This is a genomic window from Mucilaginibacter auburnensis, assembly GCF_002797815.1.
GTDB lineage: Bacteria > Bacteroidota > Bacteroidia > Sphingobacteriales > Sphingobacteriaceae > Mucilaginibacter > Mucilaginibacter auburnensis.
Window position 1 is genome coordinate 556032 of sequence record NZ_PGFJ01000002.1, and the last position, 21728, is coordinate 577759.

Annotated in this window: 23 protein-coding genes; 13 read left to right on the top strand and 10 right to left on the bottom strand. The window is 43.0% G+C overall.

The window, feature by feature from the left end; all coding sequences use genetic code 11:
* Positions 1 to 71: 71 nt before the first annotated feature.
* Complete coding sequence (locus CLV57_RS13060; protein ID WP_100341835.1) at positions 72 to 668, top strand: DUF4251 domain-containing protein; 597 nt, start codon at positions 72 to 74, stop codon at positions 666 to 668.
* On the opposite strand, the gene eutC is transcribed toward CLV57_RS13060, so the two are convergent.
* From eutC to dinB, 4 genes are all read right to left on the bottom strand, one after another.
* A complete protein-coding gene (eutC, locus tag CLV57_RS13065) occupies positions 665 to 1417 on the bottom strand; it encodes an ethanolamine ammonia-lyase subunit EutC (RefSeq protein WP_100341836.1) in 753 nt (250 codons plus the stop codon). The genes CLV57_RS13060 and eutC overlap by 4 nt on opposite strands.
* Positions 1414 to 2790 (bottom strand): ethanolamine ammonia-lyase subunit EutB, encoded by a 1377-nt coding sequence (locus CLV57_RS13070; RefSeq protein WP_100341837.1) that lies wholly within the window; start codon positions 2788 to 2790, stop codon positions 1414 to 1416. Before CLV57_RS13070 ends, eutC begins: the two co-directional genes overlap by 4 nt.
* Before the next feature lie 46 nt (positions 2791 to 2836).
* A complete protein-coding gene (gene eat / locus CLV57_RS13075; protein WP_100341838.1) occupies positions 2837 to 4153 on the bottom strand; it encodes an ethanolamine permease in 1317 nt (438 codons plus the stop codon).
* Positions 4154 to 4283: 130 nt separating this feature from the next.
* The gene (dinB, locus tag CLV57_RS13080) at positions 4284 to 5468 is read right to left on the bottom strand and encodes a DNA polymerase IV (RefSeq protein WP_100341839.1); all 1185 of its coding nucleotides are present in this window, start codon (positions 5466 to 5468) and stop codon (positions 4284 to 4286) included.
* Between the two features lie 74 nt (positions 5469 to 5542).
* Here dinB and CLV57_RS13085 point away from each other — a divergent pair, with 74 nt between their 5' ends.
* On the top strand, positions 5543 to 6103 hold the full coding sequence (locus CLV57_RS13085) for a 2'-5' RNA ligase family protein (RefSeq protein ID WP_100341840.1): 561 nt from the start codon (positions 5543 to 5545) through the stop codon (positions 6101 to 6103).
* Positions 6104 to 6160: 57 nt separating this feature from the next.
* Complete coding sequence (locus tag CLV57_RS13090) at positions 6161 to 6682, top strand: DinB family protein (protein ID WP_100341841.1); 522 nt, start codon at positions 6161 to 6163, stop codon at positions 6680 to 6682.
* Positions 6683 to 6733: 51 nt separating this feature from the next.
* On the opposite strand, the gene CLV57_RS13095 is transcribed toward CLV57_RS13090, so the two are convergent.
* Positions 6734 to 7288: a hypothetical protein gene (locus CLV57_RS13095; RefSeq protein ID WP_100341842.1), complete on the bottom strand. Its 555-nt coding sequence runs from the start codon at positions 7286 to 7288 to the stop codon at positions 6734 to 6736.
* Positions 7289 to 7463: 175 nt separating this feature from the next.
* Between CLV57_RS13095 and CLV57_RS13100 the strand changes: the two genes are divergently transcribed.
* The 3 genes from CLV57_RS13100 to CLV57_RS13110 all read left to right on the top strand — a co-directional run bounded on the left by CLV57_RS13100 (position 7464) and on the right by CLV57_RS13110 (position 10004).
* Positions 7464 to 9317: a fibronectin type III domain-containing protein gene (locus tag CLV57_RS13100; RefSeq protein ID WP_100341843.1), complete on the top strand. Its 1854-nt coding sequence runs from the start codon at positions 7464 to 7466 to the stop codon at positions 9315 to 9317.
* Between the two features lie 52 nt (positions 9318 to 9369).
* Positions 9370 to 9555, top strand: coding sequence for a hypothetical protein (locus tag CLV57_RS13105; protein ID WP_100341844.1), 186 nt, complete (start codon positions 9370 to 9372; stop codon positions 9553 to 9555).
* Positions 9556 to 9638: 83 nt separating this feature from the next.
* Entirely contained in the window at positions 9639 to 10004 is a 366-nt protein-coding gene (locus tag CLV57_RS13110; protein ID WP_100341845.1) for a DUF1304 domain-containing protein, read from the top strand.
* 150 nt (positions 10005 to 10154) lie between these two features.
* Here the strand turns inward: CLV57_RS13110 and CLV57_RS13115 are convergent, their stop codons facing one another.
* On the bottom strand, positions 10155 to 11021 hold the full coding sequence (locus tag CLV57_RS13115) for a fructosamine kinase family protein (protein ID WP_100341846.1): 867 nt from the start codon (positions 11019 to 11021) through the stop codon (positions 10155 to 10157).
* A 67-nt stretch (positions 11022 to 11088) separates the two neighbouring features.
* Between CLV57_RS13115 and lepA the strand changes: the two genes are divergently transcribed.
* Both lepA and CLV57_RS13125 read left to right on the top strand, forming a co-directional pair.
* Positions 11089 to 12876, top strand: a complete 1788-nt coding sequence (lepA, locus tag CLV57_RS13120; protein ID WP_100341847.1) for a translation elongation factor 4 — start codon at positions 11089 to 11091, stop codon at positions 12874 to 12876.
* Positions 12877 to 12964: 88 nt separating this feature from the next.
* Positions 12965 to 13846 (top strand): bifunctional 5,10-methylenetetrahydrofolate dehydrogenase/5,10-methenyltetrahydrofolate cyclohydrolase, encoded by an 882-nt coding sequence (locus CLV57_RS13125; RefSeq protein WP_100341848.1) that lies wholly within the window; start codon positions 12965 to 12967, stop codon positions 13844 to 13846.
* Positions 13847 to 13980: 134 nt separating this feature from the next.
* Here the strand turns inward: CLV57_RS13125 and CLV57_RS13130 are convergent, their stop codons facing one another.
* The gene (locus CLV57_RS13130; protein ID WP_100341849.1) at positions 13981 to 14427 is read right to left on the bottom strand and encodes an acyl-CoA thioesterase; all 447 of its coding nucleotides are present in this window, start codon (positions 14425 to 14427) and stop codon (positions 13981 to 13983) included.
* A gap of 136 nt (positions 14428 to 14563) precedes the next feature.
* On the opposite strand from CLV57_RS13130, the gene CLV57_RS13135 reads away from it, so the two are divergent.
* Together CLV57_RS13135 and CLV57_RS13140 are read left to right on the top strand one after the other, a co-directional pair.
* Positions 14564 to 15001 carry an Hsp20/alpha crystallin family protein gene (locus tag CLV57_RS13135; protein ID WP_100341850.1) on the top strand — a complete coding sequence of 146 codons (438 nt, stop codon included), beginning with the start codon at positions 14564 to 14566 and terminating at the stop codon, positions 14999 to 15001.
* Between the two features lie 213 nt (positions 15002 to 15214).
* Positions 15215 to 16138: a hypothetical protein gene (locus CLV57_RS13140; RefSeq protein WP_100341851.1), complete on the top strand. Its 924-nt coding sequence runs from the start codon at positions 15215 to 15217 to the stop codon at positions 16136 to 16138.
* 118 nt (positions 16139 to 16256) lie between these two features.
* On the opposite strand, the gene CLV57_RS13145 is transcribed toward CLV57_RS13140, so the two are convergent.
* Entirely contained in the window at positions 16257 to 17438 is a 1182-nt protein-coding gene (locus CLV57_RS13145) for an acyl-CoA dehydrogenase family protein (protein ID WP_100341852.1), read from the bottom strand.
* Between the two features lie 83 nt (positions 17439 to 17521).
* On the opposite strand from CLV57_RS13145, the gene folB reads away from it, so the two are divergent.
* Together folB and CLV57_RS13155 are read left to right on the top strand one after the other, a co-directional pair.
* Entirely contained in the window at positions 17522 to 17881 is a 360-nt protein-coding gene (gene folB / locus CLV57_RS13150; protein ID WP_100341853.1) for a dihydroneopterin aldolase, read from the top strand.
* A 5-nt stretch (positions 17882 to 17886) separates the two neighbouring features.
* Positions 17887 to 19284, top strand: a complete 1398-nt coding sequence (locus tag CLV57_RS13155) for an FAD-binding oxidoreductase (protein WP_100341854.1) — start codon at positions 17887 to 17889, stop codon at positions 19282 to 19284.
* Positions 19285 to 19734: 450 nt separating this feature from the next.
* On the opposite strand, the gene CLV57_RS13160 is transcribed toward CLV57_RS13155, so the two are convergent.
* A complete protein-coding gene (locus CLV57_RS13160; protein ID WP_100341855.1) occupies positions 19735 to 20073 on the bottom strand; it encodes a Rieske (2Fe-2S) protein in 339 nt (112 codons plus the stop codon).
* A gap of 2 nt (positions 20074 to 20075) precedes the next feature.
* A complete protein-coding gene (locus CLV57_RS13165; RefSeq protein ID WP_100341856.1) occupies positions 20076 to 20843 on the bottom strand; it encodes a hypothetical protein in 768 nt (255 codons plus the stop codon).
* 259 nt (positions 20844 to 21102) lie between these two features.
* Between CLV57_RS13165 and CLV57_RS13170 the strand changes: the two genes are divergently transcribed.
* A complete protein-coding gene (locus CLV57_RS13170) occupies positions 21103 to 21726 on the top strand; it encodes a 7-carboxy-7-deazaguanine synthase QueE (protein ID WP_100341857.1) in 624 nt (207 codons plus the stop codon).
* Positions 21727 to 21728: the final 2 nt, after the last annotated feature.

A 21728-nucleotide genomic window follows, 5' to 3' on the forward strand; every position in this document is an offset into this window, starting at 1 on the left:
TTTTTTATTTGCGTTGTTTTTGTTTAATTTTAATAACCTGAATTTTATTTAAAACATCAGATCAACATCCCATGAAAAACACATTGAAAATATTTTTTGCTGTTGCTGTTTGCGTATTATTTGGTGAAAAGGCCATTTCGCAAACTACAGCGCCCGACAAAAAAGCAACGCAAATTGCCGAACTGAAACGCATAGTTGATGGCAAAAACTATATTTTTAAAGCTACTACAGCCATGCCTACAACTTCTGCCGGCGTACAGGTAAGCGGGAATATTGGTGGGCCAAACAGTGTTTTAAATCAGCTTAACAGCGGTATGATCAACCTTACAGGTTCATACGATGTTAGTTTGAAAAATGATTCGCTATCGGTTTTTCTTCCCTATTATGGTACAGCATTCAGCGCCCCCATCAACCCTACCGAAGGCGGCATTAAACTTAACACTACTAAGTTTGATTATAATGTAGCGCAAAAGAAGAAAGGCAGTTTACAAATAACATTTAAACCGCAAAAGTTAGAAACGCGCAGCCCTGCTGATGTTTACCGCATGATACTTAGCGTGAGTCCCGGCGGATATGCTACACTACAAGTAATTTCAGTCAACCGTATGCCGATAACATTTAACGGCATGGTGGAAGAAATCAAACCGCAAGAGGCCAAAAAGAGCTAAGGAAGTAGTAACTGATTATCTTTTAATGTGATACCGGTTTGTTTATATTTAAACGCCTCCTGTATAAGATAGAAGATCTTTTCTGCCGCTATTTTGCCGCTTAACCCTTGCGCATGGATATTAGATACGCAATTGCGACACTCATCTGTTAAGCCTGGCTTGGGTTGATAAGTAATGTAAACGCCCGCGCTATATCCTGAACTTAATCCGGGCCGTTCCCCTATAATGATTAATGATAGCCTGGCTCCTAAAGCAAGGCCTATTTCATCAGCAATGGCTACGCGGCCTTGCTTTACCAAAGTTAAAGGGGCCGTTTGAAAATTAGCGTCCTGCAACAAAGCAAGCAGCGATTTAACCAATTTAACCACCTGATTATTAACCGCCATAGCAGATAAGCCATCGGCTATAACGATGGCAACATCACATGGGGAATAGTACTTTTTGATCTCTTCTGCCGATTCTTCATTTAGCTTCCGCCCCAGATCGGGGCGTTGCAGATATTGTTCACGGTATGCCGCAGCGCTATGGAGGTGTATAACAGGCAAATCAAAAACGGAGAGTTTTTCATTGAGGCCGTCAATATCCAGTTCAGAGTACACAGCGTCGCGCGCGTGTGCATGCGCGAGTTTAAACGCCTGAAAAGCTTTTAGTGGAATACCCGTCCCCGCCCGTCCCAAGGCTATGCGTGCAGGAGTAAATGCCTTTAATGGCTCCAATATGTTGTGCTTTGCAAGGCCCTCTTTTTTCATTTTAGAAACGCATTAAGCAGCTGGTGTGTCTGGCTGATCTGTTTCAGGTCGCCTTTATTGTCAACAATACCTTGTTGTGTTAACCAGGTTTCAAATTCGGGCGCATGACGTAAACCTAAAACCTTGCGCAGGTAAGCCGCATCATGAAAAGAGGTGGATTGATAGTTAAGCATCACATCATCCGATCCCGGTATGCCCATCACAAAATTACAACCCGCTACGCCTAAAAGCGTAAGCAGGTTATCCATATCGTCCTGGTCAGCTTCAGCATGGTTGGTATAGCATACATCAACACCCATGGGTAAACCCAAAAGTTTTCCGCAAAAATGATCTTCCAACGCGGCACGGATAATTTGTTTACCATCATATAAATACTCAGGCCCGATAAACCCTACAACAGTATTAACCAGCAAGGGGTTAAACTTGCGGGCCACAGCATACGCCCTTGCCTCGCAGGTTTGCTGATCAAGGCCATGGTGCGCGTTGGCAGAAAGGCAGCTCCCCTGTCCTGTTTCAAAGTACATCACATTATTGCCAATGGTACCCCGCTTAAGCGAAAGTGTAGCATCATATGCCTCGCTTAATAGGTTAAGGTTGATGCCAAAGCTGTTGTTTGCTGCCTGGGTTCCTGTTATAGATTGAAAACACAGGTCAACGGGTGCCGCCTGCTCCAGCAATTGCATGGTGGTAGTAATGTGACTCAATACACAGGTTTGCGTGGGAATGGCAAACTGCTGCCTAACATTATCCATCATAATGAGTAGCGCAGAGGCCGTTGCGGGGCTATCAGTAGCCGGGTTAATGCCTATCACCGCGTCGCCGCTACCGAAAAGCAAACCATCAATTATACTGGCGGCAATGCCTTTTAAATCATCAGTTGGATGGTTGGGCTGCAGGCGGGTGGAGAAGCGCCCTTTTAATCCAATGGTATTTCTAAACTTGGTAACTACCTGTATTTTCTTCGCAACAGCAATCAGATCCTGATTGCGCATGAGCTTACAAACGGCCGCAGCCATTTCGGGCGTTATACCGGGCGATGCAGCGGCTATCAATTCACCATCCGTCTCATCATGCATTAGCCACTCATAAAATTCACCAACAGTTAAACTGCTAATAGCCAAAAAAGCCTCAGGCAGGTGACTATCAATAATTAACCGCGTTACTTCATCATCCTCATAAGGTATTAGCGCCTCATTTAAGAAATTCTTTAATGGCACATCGGCCAAAGTTATCTGCGCTGCAACCCTTTCTTCGTATGACGTAGCGCATACCCCCGCCAGCTCATCACCCGAGCGGTGGGGTGATGCCTTTGCCATTAGTGCTTTCAGGTCGGCAAAGCGGTATACCTTATTTTTGATGGTATGGCGGTACACGTTAGTCAGTTGTCATTAGTCATTGGTCATCCTGCTCAATCTTCGCCTATAGCTCATCCTTTAATTTCATTTTATGTTTTCCTATCAGCATAAAAATGGCCAGAATAACTGCCAACAAAACAAAAAACATAAGGCTTATTTTAGGATTGAAAACGATGATTGAAAAAAGACAAACGGCACATAGCGCCAACGCTATCCCCGGAAAAACCGGATAAAAAGGCGATCTGAAGGGTCGCTCCAAATCGGGTTCTTTTTTGCGGAGGATGAACAGGCTGATCATGCTCATCATATACATAACCACAGCGCCGAGTACCGATAATACGATGATCTGCGCAGTTGAACCGGTGAGTATAGCTATAAAACTAACTCCCCCGGTTGCTATAATGGCCCAGTGCGGCGTTTTAAACCGATGATTGATAGTGGCAAGTTCCGCAGGCAGATAACCGCTACGCGCCATGGCAAATATTTGGCGCGATGATGCCAGGATAATACCATGTAAAGATGCTATCAGACCAAACAAGCCTATACTGGCAAATATTTTGGTTAGTCCGTTGGTTTTACCCATTACCAAACCAATGGCTTCTGGCAGTGGGTAATCCAGGTTGGTAAGTTTGCGCCAGTCGGATACACCGCCGGTTAGTATCATTACCGCTAATGCCAGAAAAACTAAAGTAACTAATGCAGATATGTAGCCTTTAGGAATATTGCGTTTAGGCTCTTTAACTTCTTCGGCCACCTGAGCCATGCCCTCTATGGCCAGGTAAAACCAAACCGCGAAGGGTAAAGCTGCAAATACCCCGCCCCAACCGAAGGGCATGGGGTCAGTAAGGTAATTGCTCATCTTAAAATTCGGCGCTATTACGCCTATATACAGCAGTAATTCGCCTACTGCCAATATGGTAATGAACAATGAAAACATTGCCGACTCTTTAACACCAGATATATTCAGCAAAATAAAAACCAAGTTAAAAGCTAAAGCCGATTGAACAATAGGTATACCCGGATATAAAAAATGAATATAACTACCTAAAGAAACGGCTATTGCCGGAGTAGCCAACAAAAAATCAATAAGTGTGGCGTAACCTGCTATTAAACCGCCAAACGGCCCCATTGCCCGATAAGCATAAGCAAACGCACCGCCGGCATGTGGTATGGCCGAGGTGAGTTCGGTATAGCTGAAGATAAAGGTGATGTACATTACCGTAATGACCAATGTGGCAATGAGCATACCAATGGTGCCGGATACACCCCAACCATAGTTCCAGCCAAAATACTCACCCGAGATAACTAACCCTACCCCTATGGCCCACAAATGCACCGGCTTTAAAACGCGTTTTAATTGTTCGGTAGCGGGTTGTGCCATGCGCTTGAAGATGTGTGATTACCGGCTTTAAGATAAGGAAAAACAAGCGGCAAAACAAAATGGTTACTCAAACATATCTAAATGAATACTTAAAAGTCTCCCCTTTCAGGGGGAGATTTAGAGGGGGCTTCTACCCCCGCATAAACGGATTAAAATTCCTTGTGCCAATATTCATGCCTGCTGCACGGCAAATGGTTTTATCGCCGAATTTAAAGTTAATGTTATCCATAGCCTGGTACAATCTTATCTGCTCTTCATTATCTTCAAACAGATTAATTTGATAGCTGCCGCGGCAAAGGTTACTCATTCGCACACCTATCAATCGGATGGGTCTGTTTTGGTTCCATGCTTTTTTTAGGAGATTCTTTACGCCCGGTATTAAAATATGTTCTGCTGCGGTAAGCGGGATTTTTTCCTGAACAGTATGCGTTTCAAAATTGGCGTAACGCAGCTTAATGGCCAGGCAAGAGGTTACCAACCCTTCCCGACGAAGCTTCGATGCCAGTTCCTCCGTCATAGATACCAATGAGGTTTCCAGTGTTTTCAGGTCGGCTACATTAGTATGGAAAGTATTTTCGGTCGACATGGATTTGCGTTCATGCTCCGACACTACCTCGCCTTCGTCCAGTCCGTGCGCTTTGTTCCATATATCCCGCCCGTGCTTGCCGAATATGGTTTCCAGAAAACGCACATCCGTTTTTTGCAGATGGCTGATCTTTTCAATACCATACTGATACAATTTCTGACATGCCTTTTCACCTAACATAGGTATTTTGCGTATAGGCAACGGCGCCATAAAAGCGGCCTCACTGCCGTGTGGTATTAATAATTGTCCGTTAGGCTTGGCTTCGTTAGTGGCCATTTTAGCCACTGTTTTAGTAGATGCCATACCGAAAGAAATGGGCAACCCGGTTTCTCGTATCACCCGCTGCCGCAATTCGGTAGCCAGTTGGTAGCTATCGTGGTAGCGGTCAATTCCGGTTAGGTCAATATAAAACTCATCAACCGAAGTTTTTTGATATAGCGGCACACTGTCATGAATGATCTCAGTCACCTCCCGCGAAGCTTCAGAATACAGACCATGCGAACCGCGGATAACAGTAGCGTGGGGGCACAGGCGCATGGCCTGTTTCATGGGCATAGCCGAATGGATGCCAAACTTCCGCGCTTCATAACTGCATGATGCCACTACCCCGCGCTCGGCCGATCCACCTATTAAAACCGGTTTGCCTATCAGGTCGGGATTGAACTTGCGCTCAACAGAAACGAAGAACGAATCAAGGTCAATATGTACTATCCACCGCTTGTGTTCCATAACACAAATATGGAAAAATAAATTTCATAATACTAATATTTTTAGCAAAATTGCGACCATTATTTGCGCACTAAATGGAAAGCTATAAAGACTATTTAATGATCATTTCGCCGCCCGCCGAGGTGATCAAGCAGATAAGTAAATACAAGCGGGCAAGCGCCAATAAAATTGGCCAATTTAAAGGCATGCATTCAACAGCGCACATTAGCATTACGCATCAGCAACGTTGCAAGCCATTCATGGCTGAAGCTTTTATGTTACAAATGGAGAAGCGCTTAATGAGCATGCAGCCTGTTGAACTGCATATTAATGGCTTTGATTTTTTTAAACATGGCAACGTGGGTTTTACTATTTATGCCACCGTTACCCCCTCGCCATCCAACCCTGCCTGGTTTAAATTACTACGGAAGCAAATGGGCATAAAGCTGCCTAATTTTGTACCACATATTACAGTGGCTAAAAATATACCGCCATCGGCGTTCAAAAAGTTATGGCCCTATTTTGAGAACGACAAGTACAATGCCGTATTTAAAGCGAATACACTCACTATTTTACACCGCGAAACATTTGTAGAAGGCGCTGAGTGGCGGCCCTTTAAAGAGCTTTACTTTGGCAACAGGCTAATGCCTTTTTAACTATGATTTAAATGCAAATACTTAATTTTACCAAAACACAACAAAATCAATATCAATATGAAAAAACTTAGCCTTTTATTTTTTGTACTGGCCATGGCCTGTACAACAGCCTTCGCGCAAATTACCAAAGAGCAAAATATTGCCGAGTGGACCCGCGCCAAAGCTTACACCAAAGCGTATTTAGATGCCATGCCTGCCGATGGCTATGCTTTTAAAGCAACACCCGATGTGCGTTCTTTCGCGCAGCAAATGTTGCACTTGGCAGGCGCTAACTATATGTTTTCGGCGAGTGCGGCAGGCAAAACACCTCCGGCAGAAACTGCTAAATTAGATGAAACAGTTCCGCAAACTAAAGAGGCGGTAACCAAAGCTGTTTTGGCCAGCTACGATTATGTAATAGATATTATTAAAAGCATCCCTGCCGAGCAAATGAGCCAGGAGGTCACCTTCTTTAACATGAAGGCCACCAGAGGCCTGGTTTTGGCAAAAGCTTTTGAGCACCAAACACATCATCGCGGTCAGACAACGCCTTACCTGCGTTTAAAAGGTGTTACGCCACCGCAGGAAATGTTATTTTAAGAAAAAAAATCTCCTTCCGAAACCGGAAGGAGATTTTTTTAGTTCAATGCCTTACAAGCCAAATCCGTACGCCAGTCGCAGCCCAATAAAACCTGCGCTATTACTACCGGTTTTTGATAGGTTTTCATATCGTACCCCCAAATCCCATTTGTCACCTGCATAACCCACGCCCGGCGAAGCTATAAATTGCGAGCCGCCGCCGCCGTTATCAACCTGCAATGCCACCCCTATCTCTCCACTAAAATATACGTTTGAAGAAACAAAGGATTTAACACCTGCCTTTACCGGGATAAGGTCGAGCTTATTTTCCATAGTATTATACTGACCGGGTAAGCCAGACGGTATCCGTATTTCCTTGGTGAAAAAGTGGTATATACCTGTAGTAAAGGTAACTGCTACATTTTCTGACACTCCATATTGTAGTCTCGGCGTTAGGCCTAAACCAAAGTTGGCCGTATTGGTTAAATTGCCCACAGGTAAAATTCCATCCAACCCAATACCAAACTTTAGTTTGCTTTCGGGTAAAGATTGTGCTTTGGCGCTATTATTCACGAAAAACATAGCTAATACAGTTGCAGCTATTAGTTTTGTTGAAGTTATCTTCATATTGTGTTGATGGTTTATTGTTGACGGCAAAATTGAATAATAATTTCAGTTAACCTTCTGCTTGGCGCAAAATCTACCTTATAAGTCAGTATTTGCGTATTTATTCTTTAACAACAATACACCTTTAAGTTGTAAATTAGCTTTACTCTTCCAAACCAATTATAAACCTATTTTTATGGCTAATATTACTATTACAAAGGGCTCCGGCTTTTTTAACATTTACAATACCTATACAGGGCAGGAAACCACTACCGGAGACTACCCATTGAACTGCGCGCGCTTTATTTATTACACTAATACAGTTGTAATTAAAAACATCTACACCGATGCTGATATCGTTCCGGAACTGGCTTACACGGCTTATATTAACGGAAGTACAGGCCAGAATTTTGTTAATGCAGCTGCATTTAAATCCTATGTGCAGCAAGCCGCGTTCGCATCACCTTGCTGCGAAAAAACGCTTAGCGCTCCAATTTTAACTGCAGGCACAACCGGCACAAGCAATATTCCGTTAACTTTATCTGCTGTGCCACATGCTACCCAATATATTATCCAACGTGCTAATGATAGCAACTTTACCAGCGGCTTAACGCAAGTGTATGCAGGTTCGGCAACAACATTCAATGATACAGGGTTGCCAGCTAACAGTACTTTTTACTACCGTACCCAGGCATCTGCGCAAGGCGATGGCTATCTGAACAGCGAATGGAGCAATGCAGTTGCCGCTACAACACAGGAAAGTTATAGTCATATTTACAATGTAGGGGCAGGTAGCGGCAATCTCACTATTGATGGCAATTCGGCAACTTATATGGATAACGCATTAATAGTTATAGCCCCGGGCGTTTATGGCACCATCAATATTCAAAACCTTAATCCGGCTACCAGGATCACTATTAGAAATGGCAACGGCGTTGTGGCTATGGACGGTGGCAATTATCCGGGCGGAACTACCAATATTTACGCGGGCTTAAATTACAGCAATTGCAGTAACCTGCTCATCAGCGGCAGCGGCTCGGCAGATGCATTTGGGTTTTATATTCATGATAACAGCTACCGGCCAACTTCCATATCCGGCACCAATAAAAATGTAACGCTGCAATGTTTCAGCTACAAAAATATTGGCGATTACCCAATTATTATATACGGCAGCAGCGCCGTTTGGAACGGTACCGATGCTTCTATAAAAAACATGGGACTGAAGTTTTTGAATAATCAATTTGACAACTGCAACGGCACCATTCAATTAGGTGGGCAAGTAACCACTACACAGGTAACCGACCTTACTAAAAACATTGAGTTTGGTTTTAACAACTGGATGAACTGCGACTCGGGCAACCTGGTTTTTGCAGGGGCCACGGATGCCATGAAGATTCACGACAATACCTTCAACAATATTAATGCTACCAACAATAATGATAATGGCTTCTTCCTGCTGATAGGTAATGCCAATTATTATCGCAACTACGCCAACAGCTACCAGGGGCATGCCATAAGGTTGTGGTCAATTAGTTTTGGCAGTACGCCTGCCGAGTGTTTAATTTACGATAACATCAACATTGGCTCGCGCAAATATAGTCCGTTTGAATGGCAGTCAACCGAGGGCTTGAACGTTCCTGCAGCACCCAACACCACCTATGTTAACATTAAAATATGCAACAACACTGCCGGCGACCTCAACTATGAGCATAATTCCAGCTTTGGTGCCTGCCTAGTTGACAATTATGCCATGCCTGCAGGCTCAACCCAGGAAGTATATAATAATATGCTGTACAACACCTTTACATCAACGGGCATTAACCACCGCATATTCCAGTTCTCTGATTCGGCTTTAGAAGCGCAGGCTGTGGCAAATAAAAATATCTATTATGCCGATGAGGTGGCCGCCGGCTTTGATGAAGTAACCCTTATGTTAAGTAACGCCTCGCCCGCCAAAAACGCAGGGCTAAGCGGGCATTTGATAGATCCTTTAGATTATCATAAACTGCCGTTTAATCCGGCTTCTCCTTCTATTGGGGCAGTGCAGTAATTACAAACCATTTCAATTTCAACTTGTTAAACCTTTATAAACTCAAACAATTATGAAAACGATAGTAATTCCCGGCGACCCACACACCCTAACTGCAGTAATGGTAAATCAAACAGAAGAGTTTCATGACCATGAGGTGGTGCAGCTGCAATCATCAGACGGCTTGCATACGGTTGAGAAAACCATCTTCCGCGTGGTTGACGGCGGCGAAGACCAGTGGGAACTGCAGTTTGAATAACACGCTAAATAGCAAGAAATAAATACGAGGTGCCCATTGCACAAAGTGAACTATTGTTAGTCGGATAATTTATATCTTTAATTATGAACACACCGGCTAAAGTATTGGTTGCTTTTGTAGCTATTGAGCACCTTTTAATTTTATGGATAGAGATGTTTGCCTGGGAAACCGCAGGCAAAAAAGTATTTAAAAGCTTACCCGAAAATCTTTTTTCATCTACTAAAACATTGGCTGCCAATCAGGGCCTGTACAATGGCTTTCTTTCGGCCGGCCTTATCTGGAGTTTGATCATTGGCGATGCCATTTGGCAAAACAACGTAGCGCTGTTTTTTTTAGGATGTGTTATAGTGGCGGGGATTTACGGTGCGGCAACCTCATCCATCAAAATATTTTTTGTGCAGGCACTACCGGCTATAATTGCTTTGGCGGTGGTTTACTTGAGCCGGTAGTTTAATATGATTTATAATAAAATAGTTGAAAAAAATCGTTTCATCCGTCTCATTTTCGTTTCACTAAAAATAAGCAAATATCTTATTATTTGGTAGTTACGAAAAATATCGTTTCAAATCGTCTCACCCACACAATGAGACGATGAGACGCTATAAGTAGCTGTTTACAGCATCCCTCACCCTGCCTAAATAACCGGCACCAAACAAGTTAAGATGTACCAGCAGCGGGTACAGGTTCCAAAGATCGGTGCGTTGCTGCCAGCCTTTGCTCAACGGAAAGGCTTCGTGGTAGCTGAGATAGAACTCATTAGAGAATCCGCCAAACAAGGTGGTCATAGCCAGATCAGCCTCCCTGTTGCCGTAATATACAGCAGGGTCTATCAGGTAGGGCTCATCAGCCGGTGTGGTGAGGTAGTTGCCGCTCCAAAGGTCGCCGTGCAGTAATGCGGGCGCTTCTTCGTCAAACAGCTCGGGGAGTTTGGCATATAGTTTTTCAAAGTTACCGGCATCGGCATACTCTAAAAGTCGTTTATCAACCGCCATGCTCACCATGGGCTGCAGGCGTTCCTGCACAAAAAAATCGCTCCACTTGTTATGCTTACGGTTTGACTGCGGTAACGACCCCATGTAGTTATCATGGTCAAGCCCGAAACGCTCTGCAGTATTTCTGTGCATGTCTGCCAGCTGAGTTCCTAACAGCGTAGTCGCCTGTACTGAACCTCGCTTACTGTCTATCCACTCCAGCAATAAAAAGCTCTCATTGCCGGCGTCGCCTTGTAAAATAATGGAAGGCACCCTCACGGTTCCGGTTTGGGTCATGAGTTGAAGACCTTGTGCTTCGGCCTCAAACATGCCGGGATAAAGGGTTTTGTGGTTAACCTTCAAAAAATATTTACCCGTTGCCGTTTGCAACTCGTAAGCTATATTGATGCTGCCGCCGCTCACAAAACGTGATCCGGTAATGGCAGTTGACAGGTGTGCCTCTACTATTGCTAATATCCCTTTGGATGGTGTCATCGGTCCAAATTAGGTAAAACTAAAGTACCGTACAAATTTCAGGTAAAAAAGCTATTTTTGCCGCTGAATGAAGCACATACGCAATTTTTGTATTATAGCACATATTGACCACGGCAAGAGTACCCTTGCTGATAGGTTATTAGAATATACTAACACCATTACCCAGCGCGAGAGTCAGGCCCAACTGCTTGACGACATGGACCTTGAGCGTGAGCGGGGCATTACCATTAAAAGCCACGCCATACAAATGGACTACGTGCTGGATGGTCAGCAATACGTGTTGAACCTGATTGACACGCCGGGCCACGTTGACTTTAGTTACGAGGTATCGCGCTCAATAGCTGCGTGCGAGGGCGCACTGTTGATAGTAGATGCCGCACAGGGTATACAGGCGCAAACCATATCCAACCTTTACCTGGCTTTAGAAAACGACCTGGAGATAATCCCGGTATTGAATAAGATGGACCTTCCCGGCGCTATGCCCGAGGAAGTTAAAGACCAGATTGTTGACCTGATAGGCTGCAAACGTGAAGATATTTTAGCAGCATCAGGTAAAACAGGCTTGGGTGTGCATGATATTCTGCGTGCCATTGTAGAACGTGTACCCGCACCGGTTGGCGACCCAGAGGCACCACTGCAGGCCTTGATATTCGACTCGGTGTTTAACTCTTTCCGCGGCATTATAGCTTACTTTAAAGTTACCAACGGCGAGATACGCAAGGGCGACAAAGTAAAATTTGTGGCTACCGAGCGGGAATACATTGCTGACGAAATTGGCACACTGAAGCTTAAACCCCTGCCAAAGGATGTTGTAAAAACAGGTGACGTAGGCTACATTATCTCCGGCATTAAAGAGGCGCGCGAGGTAAAGGTTGGTGATACCATCACCACTATTGACCGCCCTTGCGAAGAAGGCATACAGGGTTTTGAAGAAGTGAAACCGATGGTATTTGCCGGTATTTATCCGGTTGATACAGAAGATTACGAAGAGCTGCGCGAGAGCATGGCCAAACTGCAACTGAATGATGCATCGCTGGTATTTGAACCGGAATCGTCAGCGGCTTTAGGTTTTGGTTTCCGTTGCGGTTTCCTGGGCATGCTTCATATGGAAATTATCCAGGAACGTTTGGAACGCGAGTTCAATATGACGGTGATCACCACTGTTCCCAACGTATCCTACCTGGCCTACAGCACCAAGCAGGATGAGATTGTGGTTAACAACCCATCAGACCTGCCCGACCCAAGTAAGATTGACCGCGTAGAAGAACCCTACATTAAAGCTACCATCATCACCAAGGCTGACTTTGTTGGCCCGGTAATGTCGCTTTGTATCCAAAAGCGTGGTATGATCGTTAACCAGTCGTACTTAACTTCTGACCGCGTGGAGCTGGTGTTTGAGATGCCAATGGGCGAAATTGTATTCGATTTTTATGATAAGCTTAAAACCATCTCAAAGGGTTATGCTTCGTTTGACTACCATCAGATAGGTTACCGCTCGTCTGACCTGGTACGTTTAGATATCCGTTTGAACGGTGAACCTGTGGATGCACTATCATCATTGATACACCGCAGCAACTCGTACGATTTTGGCAAGAAGATATGCGAGAAACTGAAAGAGCTATTGCCACGCCAGCAATTTGAAATTATTATACAGGCCTCAATTGGCGCTAAAATTATAGCCCGCGAAACCGTAAAAGCCATGCGTAAAGACGTTACAGCAAAGTGTTATGGTGGTGATATATCGCGTAAACGTAAACTCTTAGAAAAACAAAAGGCCGGTAAAAAACGAATGCGCCAGGTAGGTAACGTGGAGATACCGCAAAGCGCGTTTATGGCGGTGTTGAAATTGGATTGATAAACATAGAACCAAGAGGCAAGAATTAAGATGTAAGACACAAAAGTTCATCTTAATTCTTGCCTCTTAATTCTTAACTCTATAAGAAATGCAGTTATTAGACGGCAAATACGTATCAGAAAAATTAAAAGGTGAGATTGCCGATGAGGCAGCGGCCTTGTTAGCAGAAAGAGGCAGAAAACCACATTTGGTTGCTGTTTTGGTTGGGCACGATGGTGGCAGCGAAACCTATGTGGCCAGCAAAATGAAGAACTGCGAGAAGGTAGGCTTCAAATCATCCTTAGTTCGTTATGAAAGCGATGTTACCGAAGAGGAGCTGCTAAAAAAAGTTGAAGAACTAAATGCCGATGCGGACATTGATGGCATTATTGTTCAATTGCCTTTACCCAAGCATATCGACCCTGAAAAAGTAACTGAACGCATAGATCACCGGAAAGATGTTGACGGCTTCCACCCTGTCAACCTGGGTAGGATGCAGCGCAATTTACCATCATTTATACCAGCTACACCTTATGGCATTACTTTAATGCTTAAAGAATATGGCATTGAAACCGCAGGTAAGCATTGCGTGGTAGTGGGTCGCAGCAACATTGTGGGTTCGCCTATGAGCATACTGATGGCTCGTAATACTACACCGGGCAATTGCACCGTAACCATTTGCCATAGCCGTACACCTGATATAAAGAAATTTACGCTTGATGCCGATATATTGGTTGTAGCCATTGGTAAAAAGAACTTTGTCACCGCCGATATGGTAAAAGACGGTGCCGTGGTAATCGACGTAGGCATGAACCGCGAAACTTCAACCATAACCAAATCAGGCTTTAAACTTTATGGCGATGTTGATTTTGACAACGTAGCGCCTAAAGCATCATGGATCACGCCGGTACCCGGTGGTGTTGGATTAATGACCATTATTGGTCTGTTAAAGAACACTTTGGCTTCTGCTAAGAAGGAAGTGTATCAATAAAACCCTTGTCATCCTGAGCGATGCGAAGGATCTTGTAAACCTTGCTAAAGCCGTCGCTTAGCTAGCAAATCGTATAAGATCCTTCGCTATCGCTCAGGATGACAGTCTTCTTAAAGTAAATGCTTTGTCATTCTTTAATTCGTATTCAGTATGAGCCTTGGCTCATCGTAGTCAATCATACGGTTACGCTCATCTTCCGGTATTGGTATTGATTTTTTAGCTTTGTAATCATAGCATACGCAAACAGTTTTTCCGGTTGTGCATATCTCATGGCCGTTCACGGTTTCTTTTACCAAAACGTGCATCATATCAAAACTACTGTTACCTATGCGCACTACACGGGTATAGCAGGTAATTTTATCAAACAAGGTAACCTGTTTTAGGTAATTGATCTCTGAGCGACCTAAAATAATACCACATTTATCAAAGTCCCATCCTATTGCGTCTTTCCAATAGTGGAAACGGGTATCCTCAAAGTAAGTTAAATACATGGCGTTATTAACGTGACCCACGGCATCAATATCCGAGAAACGGATGGTTATAGGAAACTGAAATTTATATTCTGATAGTTTTTCAGGCATTTTATGTCAATATGTCGGCATGTATTTGTTTTAAAACGACAAAATGTCGTAAAAATTATAAAATCATGCTCTGGTACGGGAGTTGAACAATAGCTTACGAAAATAATAAAAAGAAAAAATTTAGGAGGATATAAAAATGACTTTAGTAAAATTTGGTAAAGAACAAAAAAACGGTTTGGTAAACCCATTTTTTAACGACGTATATTCGTTATTGAACGACTCGTTCCTGAACGAAAGACATGCTTCTACCGTACCTGCGGTTAACATTTCTGAAAGCGAAAATAGCTTTGAAGTAGCATTAGCCGTTCCGGGCTTGAAAAAAGAAGATATCAAGATCAATCTTGATAAAAACGTATTAAGCGTTTCTGCTGAAAAGAAAACTGAAACAACAGAAGAAAACAAGAAATACAGCAAACGCGAATACAACTTTAGCTCTTTCAGCAGATCGTTCACTTTACCGCAAAGTGCAGACAGCAGCAAAATTGAAGCAGCTTATGTTGATGGTATATTAACGCTTAGCATCGCTAAAAAAGAAGAAGCTAAGTTTCAGTCAAGAGAGATCACTTTAAAATAATATTTCGGACCAACCCCTATACCGGCAATGTGTTGATTGATTAGTGTGGCAAGTGCCGGGCCGGGTTACCGAAAAAAAATACAATAGTTTTCATAAGTAATGTTGGTTTAGTTTGAAGAGCCCCGGTTTTCCGGGGCTTTTCTTTTTATACAGTTTTCCTGAAAAATAACGTTACAACAATTCAACTTGGCTTAGGATATGTATTTTAGCTGCATGCACTTTTACGCTACAAAAGCACCTCGTTTTTTGGGTTTTTACTTACTGCTTTTAATCGCGGTAACATCATCATGTAAGTATGATAAACCAACCAACCGCAACCGCGTTTCATTTAAAAACGTAACCGGCATCAACTACATTGAAGTAAAACGCAGGTTTGGCGATGGCCTTTCTGTAAGTAAATATGGGTACGGACTTCGCCCATCATGGAAACTGTCATTCATCTCTGACGATTCTGCTAAGGTATTCAGTCCGGACTCAAACGCTATGCTGGGCTTTCATGTAACGCTTGACCACGATTCGCTTTTTCATGTGGCGCGCGCGTGGTTCAGAGCGAAAAAGATCACAAAGGATAGCTTGGTGGTTCAGGTAATGAAGGTTGAATCAAAAGTTATTTATCTCGATAAATCGCAGGTATTCTTAACTTTTTATTCAGATAAATACATTCGCGATGTACTGCACACCGTACCCGAGGCGCTGATGGGTAAAACAAAGGCCGACACGCTCTTTATGAAAAGTCGCGCCGCGGAGGTTAACAAAAATGCGGATAGCGCTTTTATTGCAACAAATTCGCCGGTATTTGAAAGTAAAACACCGTTGGCAACGGTAAAAAAAATTGAGGTAAAAGCCGACATAATGAACAACTACGACAATTACGATCTGCCTAAATACGATATCACCATAAAAAACAAGTACAACAACTTCAACTACCCTGAATTGGTGGTAGTGATAGATCATAAAGGCAAGATCAATTACATGTATTCTATGTGGGAACTACCGCCCGGAGGCAACGAAACCATAAAAGTACTTTTTGACAATTACGTAAAAACGTATTTTAACATAACACCAGGCAACACATTTGGCTTTCCGCATAATAGTTATGCTTATATAAATTTACGGGGAGTGTTGAATAGAGATTAGTTGAACAGAGATTAGTTGAACGGTAAATTAGTAATATTTAGCTGAGAGCAGAGATTATCGGACTGATATTATCTAAGCGCTAATCAACTAATCTCTGATCAACCAGTCAACAAATCAACTACTTAAACGCCTCCTCGCCGGTTATATCCATACCGGTTATCAGCAGATGTATATCGTGGGTGCCTTCGTAGGTTACTACAGATTCCAGGTTCATCATGTGACGCATAATAGGGTATTCGCCGGTTATCCCCATGCCACCGAGCATCTGCCTTGCCTCGCGTGCAACGTTTAACGCCATTGCCACACTGTTACGTTTGGCCATTGATATCTGCGCCGGTGTTGCACGATTATCGCTCTTCAACACCCCCAAACGCCAAACCAATAGTTGTGCTTTAGTTATTTCGGTTATCATTTCGGCCAGTTTTTTTTGTTGCAGCTGAAACGCGGCTATGGGTTTACCAAATTGCTTACGCTCTTTAGCGTAATTCAACGCGGTATCATAGCAATCCATCGCCGCACCTATAGCGCCCCAGGCTATACCATAACGTGCCTGGTTCAAACATCCTAACGGCCCTTTTAGTCCTATAGCGTTGGGTAGTAAATTTTCTTTAGGCACTTTAACATTATCAAAAACCAACTCGCCCGTTGATGAAGCCCTAAGCGACCATTTGTTATGCGTCTCCGGTGTTGAAAAACCTTCCATACCCCTTTCAACAATTAACCCTTGTATTTTACCTTCCGGATTTTTCGCCCACACAATAGCAATGTCAGCAAATGGCGCATTTGATATCCACATTTTTGCACCATTAAGTAGGTAGTGGTCGCCCTCTTCTTTGAAATTAGTGGTCATGCCGCCCGGGTCAGATCCATGATCGGGTTCTGTCAAACCAAAACAGCCCATCAGTTCGCCCGTAGCCAGTTTAGGCAGATACTTCACCTTTTGCTCTTCCGAACCATATGTATATATAGGATACATCACCAATGAGCCCTGCACAGATGCCGTTGACCTGATACCTGAGTCGCCCCGCTCTATCTCCTGCATAATAATTCCGTAGGCCGTGTAATCTAATCCTAAACCGCCATACTGTTCGGGTATGGTTGGCCCAAAGGCTCCTATTTCAGCAAGCCCTTTAAGCAGATGTTTAGGAAACTCGGCACGCTGGGCATAATCCTCAATGATGGGACTTACTTCCTTTTTAACCCATTCGCGTACGGTGCTGCGTATCAGCTTATGCTCATCGGTTAATAACTCATCCAGCAAATAATAATCGGGCGATTCAAATTGGTCTGTTTTAGCCATAAATCAAATATAAACAACTGCTAACTTTTATTAAATGTTTGCCAACCTTATTTAGCCAGCTACTAAAATTATAAATTTGAGGCATGATAGTAGCACTACGCGCAGCCGAGTTTTTTGCCTACCATGGCTTTTATCCGGAAGAACAACATACCGGCAATTGTTTTATTGTTGATATAGAAGTGGAGTTCACGCCAACTGCTAGCAGCGGTTTACACACCGACGACATTAACGATACCGTAAACTATGAAGAACTTTACGACATAGCCAACAAACATATGCAACAACCGCAAAAGCTGATTGAAACGTTAGCTACGCTAATTTTAGAAGATGTTAAAGCGAGATATGGCTTTCTTGATAGAATTAACATCAGCATAAAAAAACAAAACCCGCTGGCGGGAGCAAAAGTTAAATACACAGAAATTATCGTTGGCTACAACAAATAACATCCATGACGTACAATAAAATAACCGAAGATATACTCAACCAGATAATTGACATAGTTGGTACAGAAAACGTATTAACCGGCCAGACAGAACTGGAAAAATATAGCCATGATGAGACTGAGGACCTTGAATATTACCCGGAAGTAGTCGCTAAACCCGCCACTCCGCAAGAGGTTGCCGCATTACTGGTATTGTGTAATGAACACCAAATACCCGTTACCCCACGTGGTGCGGGTACAGGACTGGCTGGTGGCGCGCTGGCTATAATGGGAGGCTTAATGCTGGCCATGGAGCGTTTTAATAAGGTGTTGGAGGTTGACGAGCGCAACCTGCAGGCAACTGTTGAACCTGGTGTGATAACCGAAGTATTCATGAATCAGGTTGCTGAAATGGGATTGCTCTACCCTATTGATCCATCAAGCAAGGGCAGCTGCTTTTTAGGTGGAAATGTTGCACATGGCTCCGGTGGGCCAAGGGTAGTGAAATATGGCACCATACGCGAGTATATACTTAACCTTGAAGTTGTTTTAGCATCGGGAGAGATCATCTGGACGGGAGCTAATACCCTTAAATACGCTTCGGGATATAACCTTACCCAATTGTTTATTGGCTCGGAGGGTACGCTGGGCATTGTTACTAAAATTGTTGTGAAACTGATACCTGCCCCTACACGTGATGTATTGATGCTGGCTGCTTTCCCAGATCTGGAGACCGCTGCATCGGCCGTTTCTGCTATTTTCAGGGCAGGTATTGTACCATCGGCACTGGAGTTTATGGAGCGCAAGGGGATTGAGTGGGTTAAAGAGAAAGATGGTGTTTATTTTGACCTGAAAGATGATGCCGCTGCTTTCCTGATGATAGAGATAGACGGCACCGATACCGATGTTATTTTTGGTGAAGCCGAAAAAGTTAATGTGGTATTGGAGCAATTTGGATGCAACGACGTTTTGTTTGCCGAATCAACTACTCAAAAAGACGAGCTATGGCACATGCGCCGCACAATGGCGGTATCGGTAAAAGCCAACTCTATTTATAAAGAAGAAGATTGTGTTGTACCAAGAGCCGCTTTGCCGGTATTAATAAAGGGCATTAAAGATGCCGGTGCAAAATACGGCTTTGAATCTGTATGCTATGGACATGCCGGTGATGGGAACGTACACATAAACATCCTAAAAGGCGGCATGAGCGATGACGACTGGAACAATAAACTCAAAGACGGTATACGCGACATATTTGAGCTAACCACTCAGTTAGGAGGCACCATCTCCGGAGAGCATGGGATCGGGCTTGTTCAAAAAGAGTTTATGCCTATAAAATATTCAGCGGTACATTTCCAATTATGGAAAGGTATTAAACAGGTGTTCGATCCTAAAGGTATCTTAAATCCGGGTAAAATATTTTAAGCTAAAGAATATCTTTTTCTACCACAGCCATAACATTTGTAGCGCTTTATAGGTAAAAAAAACAGCAACGATTTTACTAAAAAGCCACGCGATACACGCGTGTCCATTTCTGTCTTGCACTTCGGGCATGCCGGGTACCTTTTCTTTTCTTTTGCGGGGGTCGTCATAATAAAATCGGGGGGTTTTTATTACAACCAAAAGTACTAAAAATAAAGGCGTTTACATATTAAATTTCTATTAAAATTTTACTAATAAGTAATTAGTTATAAGATTCTTCATGTAAGAAAAAAGTCTTATTTATCACAAAATATTATTTCAGTAATGGTATAATTTATGTTTATTTAAGATAAATTAACATAAAAATAATATTTGCAAGGTTTCTAAAATCTAACCTGAAAATTTAAAAATGCTCAAACACACTTTACTTTATAGGAAAAGCAATTTTTCTTACTATTTAAACATGTTTTTCAACGTCTCCGTAAACGAAACCAGGCCAATATAAACGCCATCTTCACGTATTTCAATCGGAAAAGTGTCTATGTAATCATTTTGGCCGGGGTCGCCTTTGCCGGTTTTAATATCATAAGCGTATCTGTGAAACGGACAAATAATTTTGCCGTCTTTACACCAGCCGCCACTCAGATCAGCCCCTGCATGCGGACAGGTGCTGCTTACCGCGAAGATATCTCCACCGTATCCAACAAGACAGATGTTTTTGCCTTTAACCTTGATCCGTTTCATAAAAGGTGGTTTATCTGTAATAGCGTCTGATGCTTTGTACCATTCCATGCCTAAAACTCAACGTTTAAATTCATCACGTTAGGGTCTTGTATCACGTCGTCCATAGTGGCGGATAAGGTAACTTGCTTTCTGTCGGGAGACAATACAGCATTAGGGTTATCCACTTTTTTAACAGGTTGGGCAAAGTTAAGCACAACTTTATAAGGCATATCAATCAACATGGCCTTAGCAGCGGAAAGCGCTGACTGCGTTTTCTTTAAAAATGCAGTGAATTTAACCTTGTCAATAATGCGGGTAAATTTGTTAGATGTTACTTTATAAGAATAATAATCTCTACCTGCCGACAAGGTGGGCTGCACTCCCATGCCGCCCGACAAACCCTGATGCCCGGCAACCTGGCCGAACTGGGAATCAAGCGACAGGTTAGACAGGTGGTTTAAATAATATTGCAGATCTTCAGGATCTTTTGCTAAATGACTGATACTGAATTTGACCTGACTTTTATTTAAATTCATATTAACGTTAAGGTCGCTGTTAATGGCCATGGCCGTTTCATTCACACTCAGCCTGCGGCGGGTACTGTCAGACAAGGCATTAAAAAAATTAAGCGTGGTATCTTTCACCAGCCCGAACTGAGGCGTTGCCTTTAATGAATCTGGCATCAGGTTCATAAAAACAGATACGGCGCGGCTCATGTCAAAATCATAAACCACGTTGCAGGAACCATCATCATTAAAATTGTAAACCTCTTCAATATCAACACATGAACTGAAGGCAAGCATTACAAAAAAAAGCAGGACGGTCAGGCGTTTTTTCATATCCAATCAAATATAACTTATTGAGGTGAAAGGATAAAGGATTTATTTAGTTGAAAGGTAAAAGGTTTTAGGGCGAAAGTAAAACAGCTTTTACCTTTAATCTTAAGCATTTCGCCTCAAAATCAGAAATATCCCCTTTTACCTTTCGTTTTTTACTTCAAAACTTTAAATCATTTCAATATCACCTTTTACCTTTCGCCTTTTACCTTTAACCCTAAAACCTTTTACCTTTAACCTCAAAAACATACCTTTGCACGCTATGGCACACCAGGTTCCGGAAGATGGCACATTGCTTCCTTTAATGGAAGAGTTTTATACGATACAGGGCGAGGGATTTAACACCGGCAAAGCTGCATATTTTATACGTTTAGGCGGCTGCGATGTGGGATGCCATTGGTGCGATGTAAAAGAGAGCTGGAATGCAGAACTACACCCCTTAACCTCTTCGGACACGATTGTTGAGCATGCGTCGCAATTTCCTTCAAAAGCGGTTGTAGTTACCGGTGGCGAGCCTTTGATCTATAACCTGGATTACCTGACCACGCGTTTACAGCAAAGCGGAATTCAAACGTTTATTGAAACATCTGGTGCTTACCCGCTATCCGGCAGTTGGGATTGGGTGTGTTTATCGCCCAAAAAATTTAAAGCCCCAATGCAACAGGTGGCTGATGTTGCCAATGAACTAAAGGTGATCATCTTCAATAAGTCGGACTTTGCTTTTGCCGAAGAAAATGCTTTACGTGTAAAACCAGGCTGCAAACTGTATTTACAGCCGGAGTGGTCGCGTAACAAGGAAATGACGCCACTTATTGTGGAGTATGTTATGAACAATCCTAAATGGGAAATATCACTTCAAACCCATAAATATCTTAATATCCCTTAATT

Coding starts and splice junctions, on each gene's coding strand:
- CLV57_RS13105 (WP_100341844.1), top strand. CDS start 9,370: ATGAAAACGATAGTAATTCCCGGCGACCCACACACCCTAACTGCAGTA.
- CLV57_RS13165 (WP_100341856.1), bottom strand. CDS start 20,843: ATGAAAAAACGCCTGACCGTCCTGCTTTTTTTTGTAATGCTTGCCTTC.
- CLV57_RS13090 (WP_100341841.1), top strand. CDS start 6,161: ATGAAAAAACTTAGCCTTTTATTTTTTGTACTGGCCATGGCCTGTACA.
- CLV57_RS13125 (WP_100341848.1), top strand. CDS start 12,965: ATGCAGTTATTAGACGGCAAATACGTATCAGAAAAATTAAAAGGTGAG.
- CLV57_RS13095 (WP_100341842.1), bottom strand. CDS start 7,288: ATGAAGATAACTTCAACAAAACTAATAGCTGCAACTGTATTAGCTATG.
- CLV57_RS13140 (WP_100341851.1), top strand. CDS start 15,215: ATGCACTTTTACGCTACAAAAGCACCTCGTTTTTTGGGTTTTTACTTA.
- CLV57_RS13115 (WP_100341846.1), bottom strand. CDS start 11,021: ATGACACCATCCAAAGGGATATTAGCAATAGTAGAGGCACACCTGTCA.
- CLV57_RS13130 (WP_100341849.1), bottom strand. CDS start 14,427: ATGCCTGAAAAACTATCAGAATATAAATTTCAGTTTCCTATAACCATC.
- dinB (WP_100341839.1), bottom strand. CDS start 5,468: ATGGAACACAAGCGGTGGATAGTACATATTGACCTTGATTCGTTCTTC.
- CLV57_RS13170 (WP_100341857.1), top strand. CDS start 21,103: ATGGCACACCAGGTTCCGGAAGATGGCACATTGCTTCCTTTAATGGAA.
- CLV57_RS13160 (WP_100341855.1), bottom strand. CDS start 20,073: ATGGAATGGTACAAAGCATCAGACGCTATTACAGATAAACCACCTTTT.
- CLV57_RS13060 (WP_100341835.1), top strand. CDS start 72: ATGAAAAACACATTGAAAATATTTTTTGCTGTTGCTGTTTGCGTATTA.
- eat (WP_100341838.1), bottom strand. CDS start 4,153: ATGGCACAACCCGCTACCGAACAATTAAAACGCGTTTTAAAGCCGGTG.
- lepA (WP_100341847.1), top strand. CDS start 11,089: ATGAAGCACATACGCAATTTTTGTATTATAGCACATATTGACCACGGC.
- CLV57_RS13100 (WP_100341843.1), top strand. CDS start 7,464: ATGGCTAATATTACTATTACAAAGGGCTCCGGCTTTTTTAACATTTAC.
- CLV57_RS13135 (WP_100341850.1), top strand. CDS start 14,564: ATGACTTTAGTAAAATTTGGTAAAGAACAAAAAAACGGTTTGGTAAAC.
- CLV57_RS13155 (WP_100341854.1), top strand. CDS start 17,887: ATGACGTACAATAAAATAACCGAAGATATACTCAACCAGATAATTGAC.
- CLV57_RS13110 (WP_100341845.1), top strand. CDS start 9,639: ATGAACACACCGGCTAAAGTATTGGTTGCTTTTGTAGCTATTGAGCAC.
- CLV57_RS13085 (WP_100341840.1), top strand. CDS start 5,543: ATGGAAAGCTATAAAGACTATTTAATGATCATTTCGCCGCCCGCCGAG.
- folB (WP_100341853.1), top strand. CDS start 17,522: ATGATAGTAGCACTACGCGCAGCCGAGTTTTTTGCCTACCATGGCTTT.
- eutC (WP_100341836.1), bottom strand. CDS start 1,417: ATGAAAAAAGAGGGCCTTGCAAAGCACAACATATTGGAGCCATTAAAG.
- CLV57_RS13145 (WP_100341852.1), bottom strand. CDS start 17,438: ATGGCTAAAACAGACCAATTTGAATCGCCCGATTATTATTTGCTGGAT.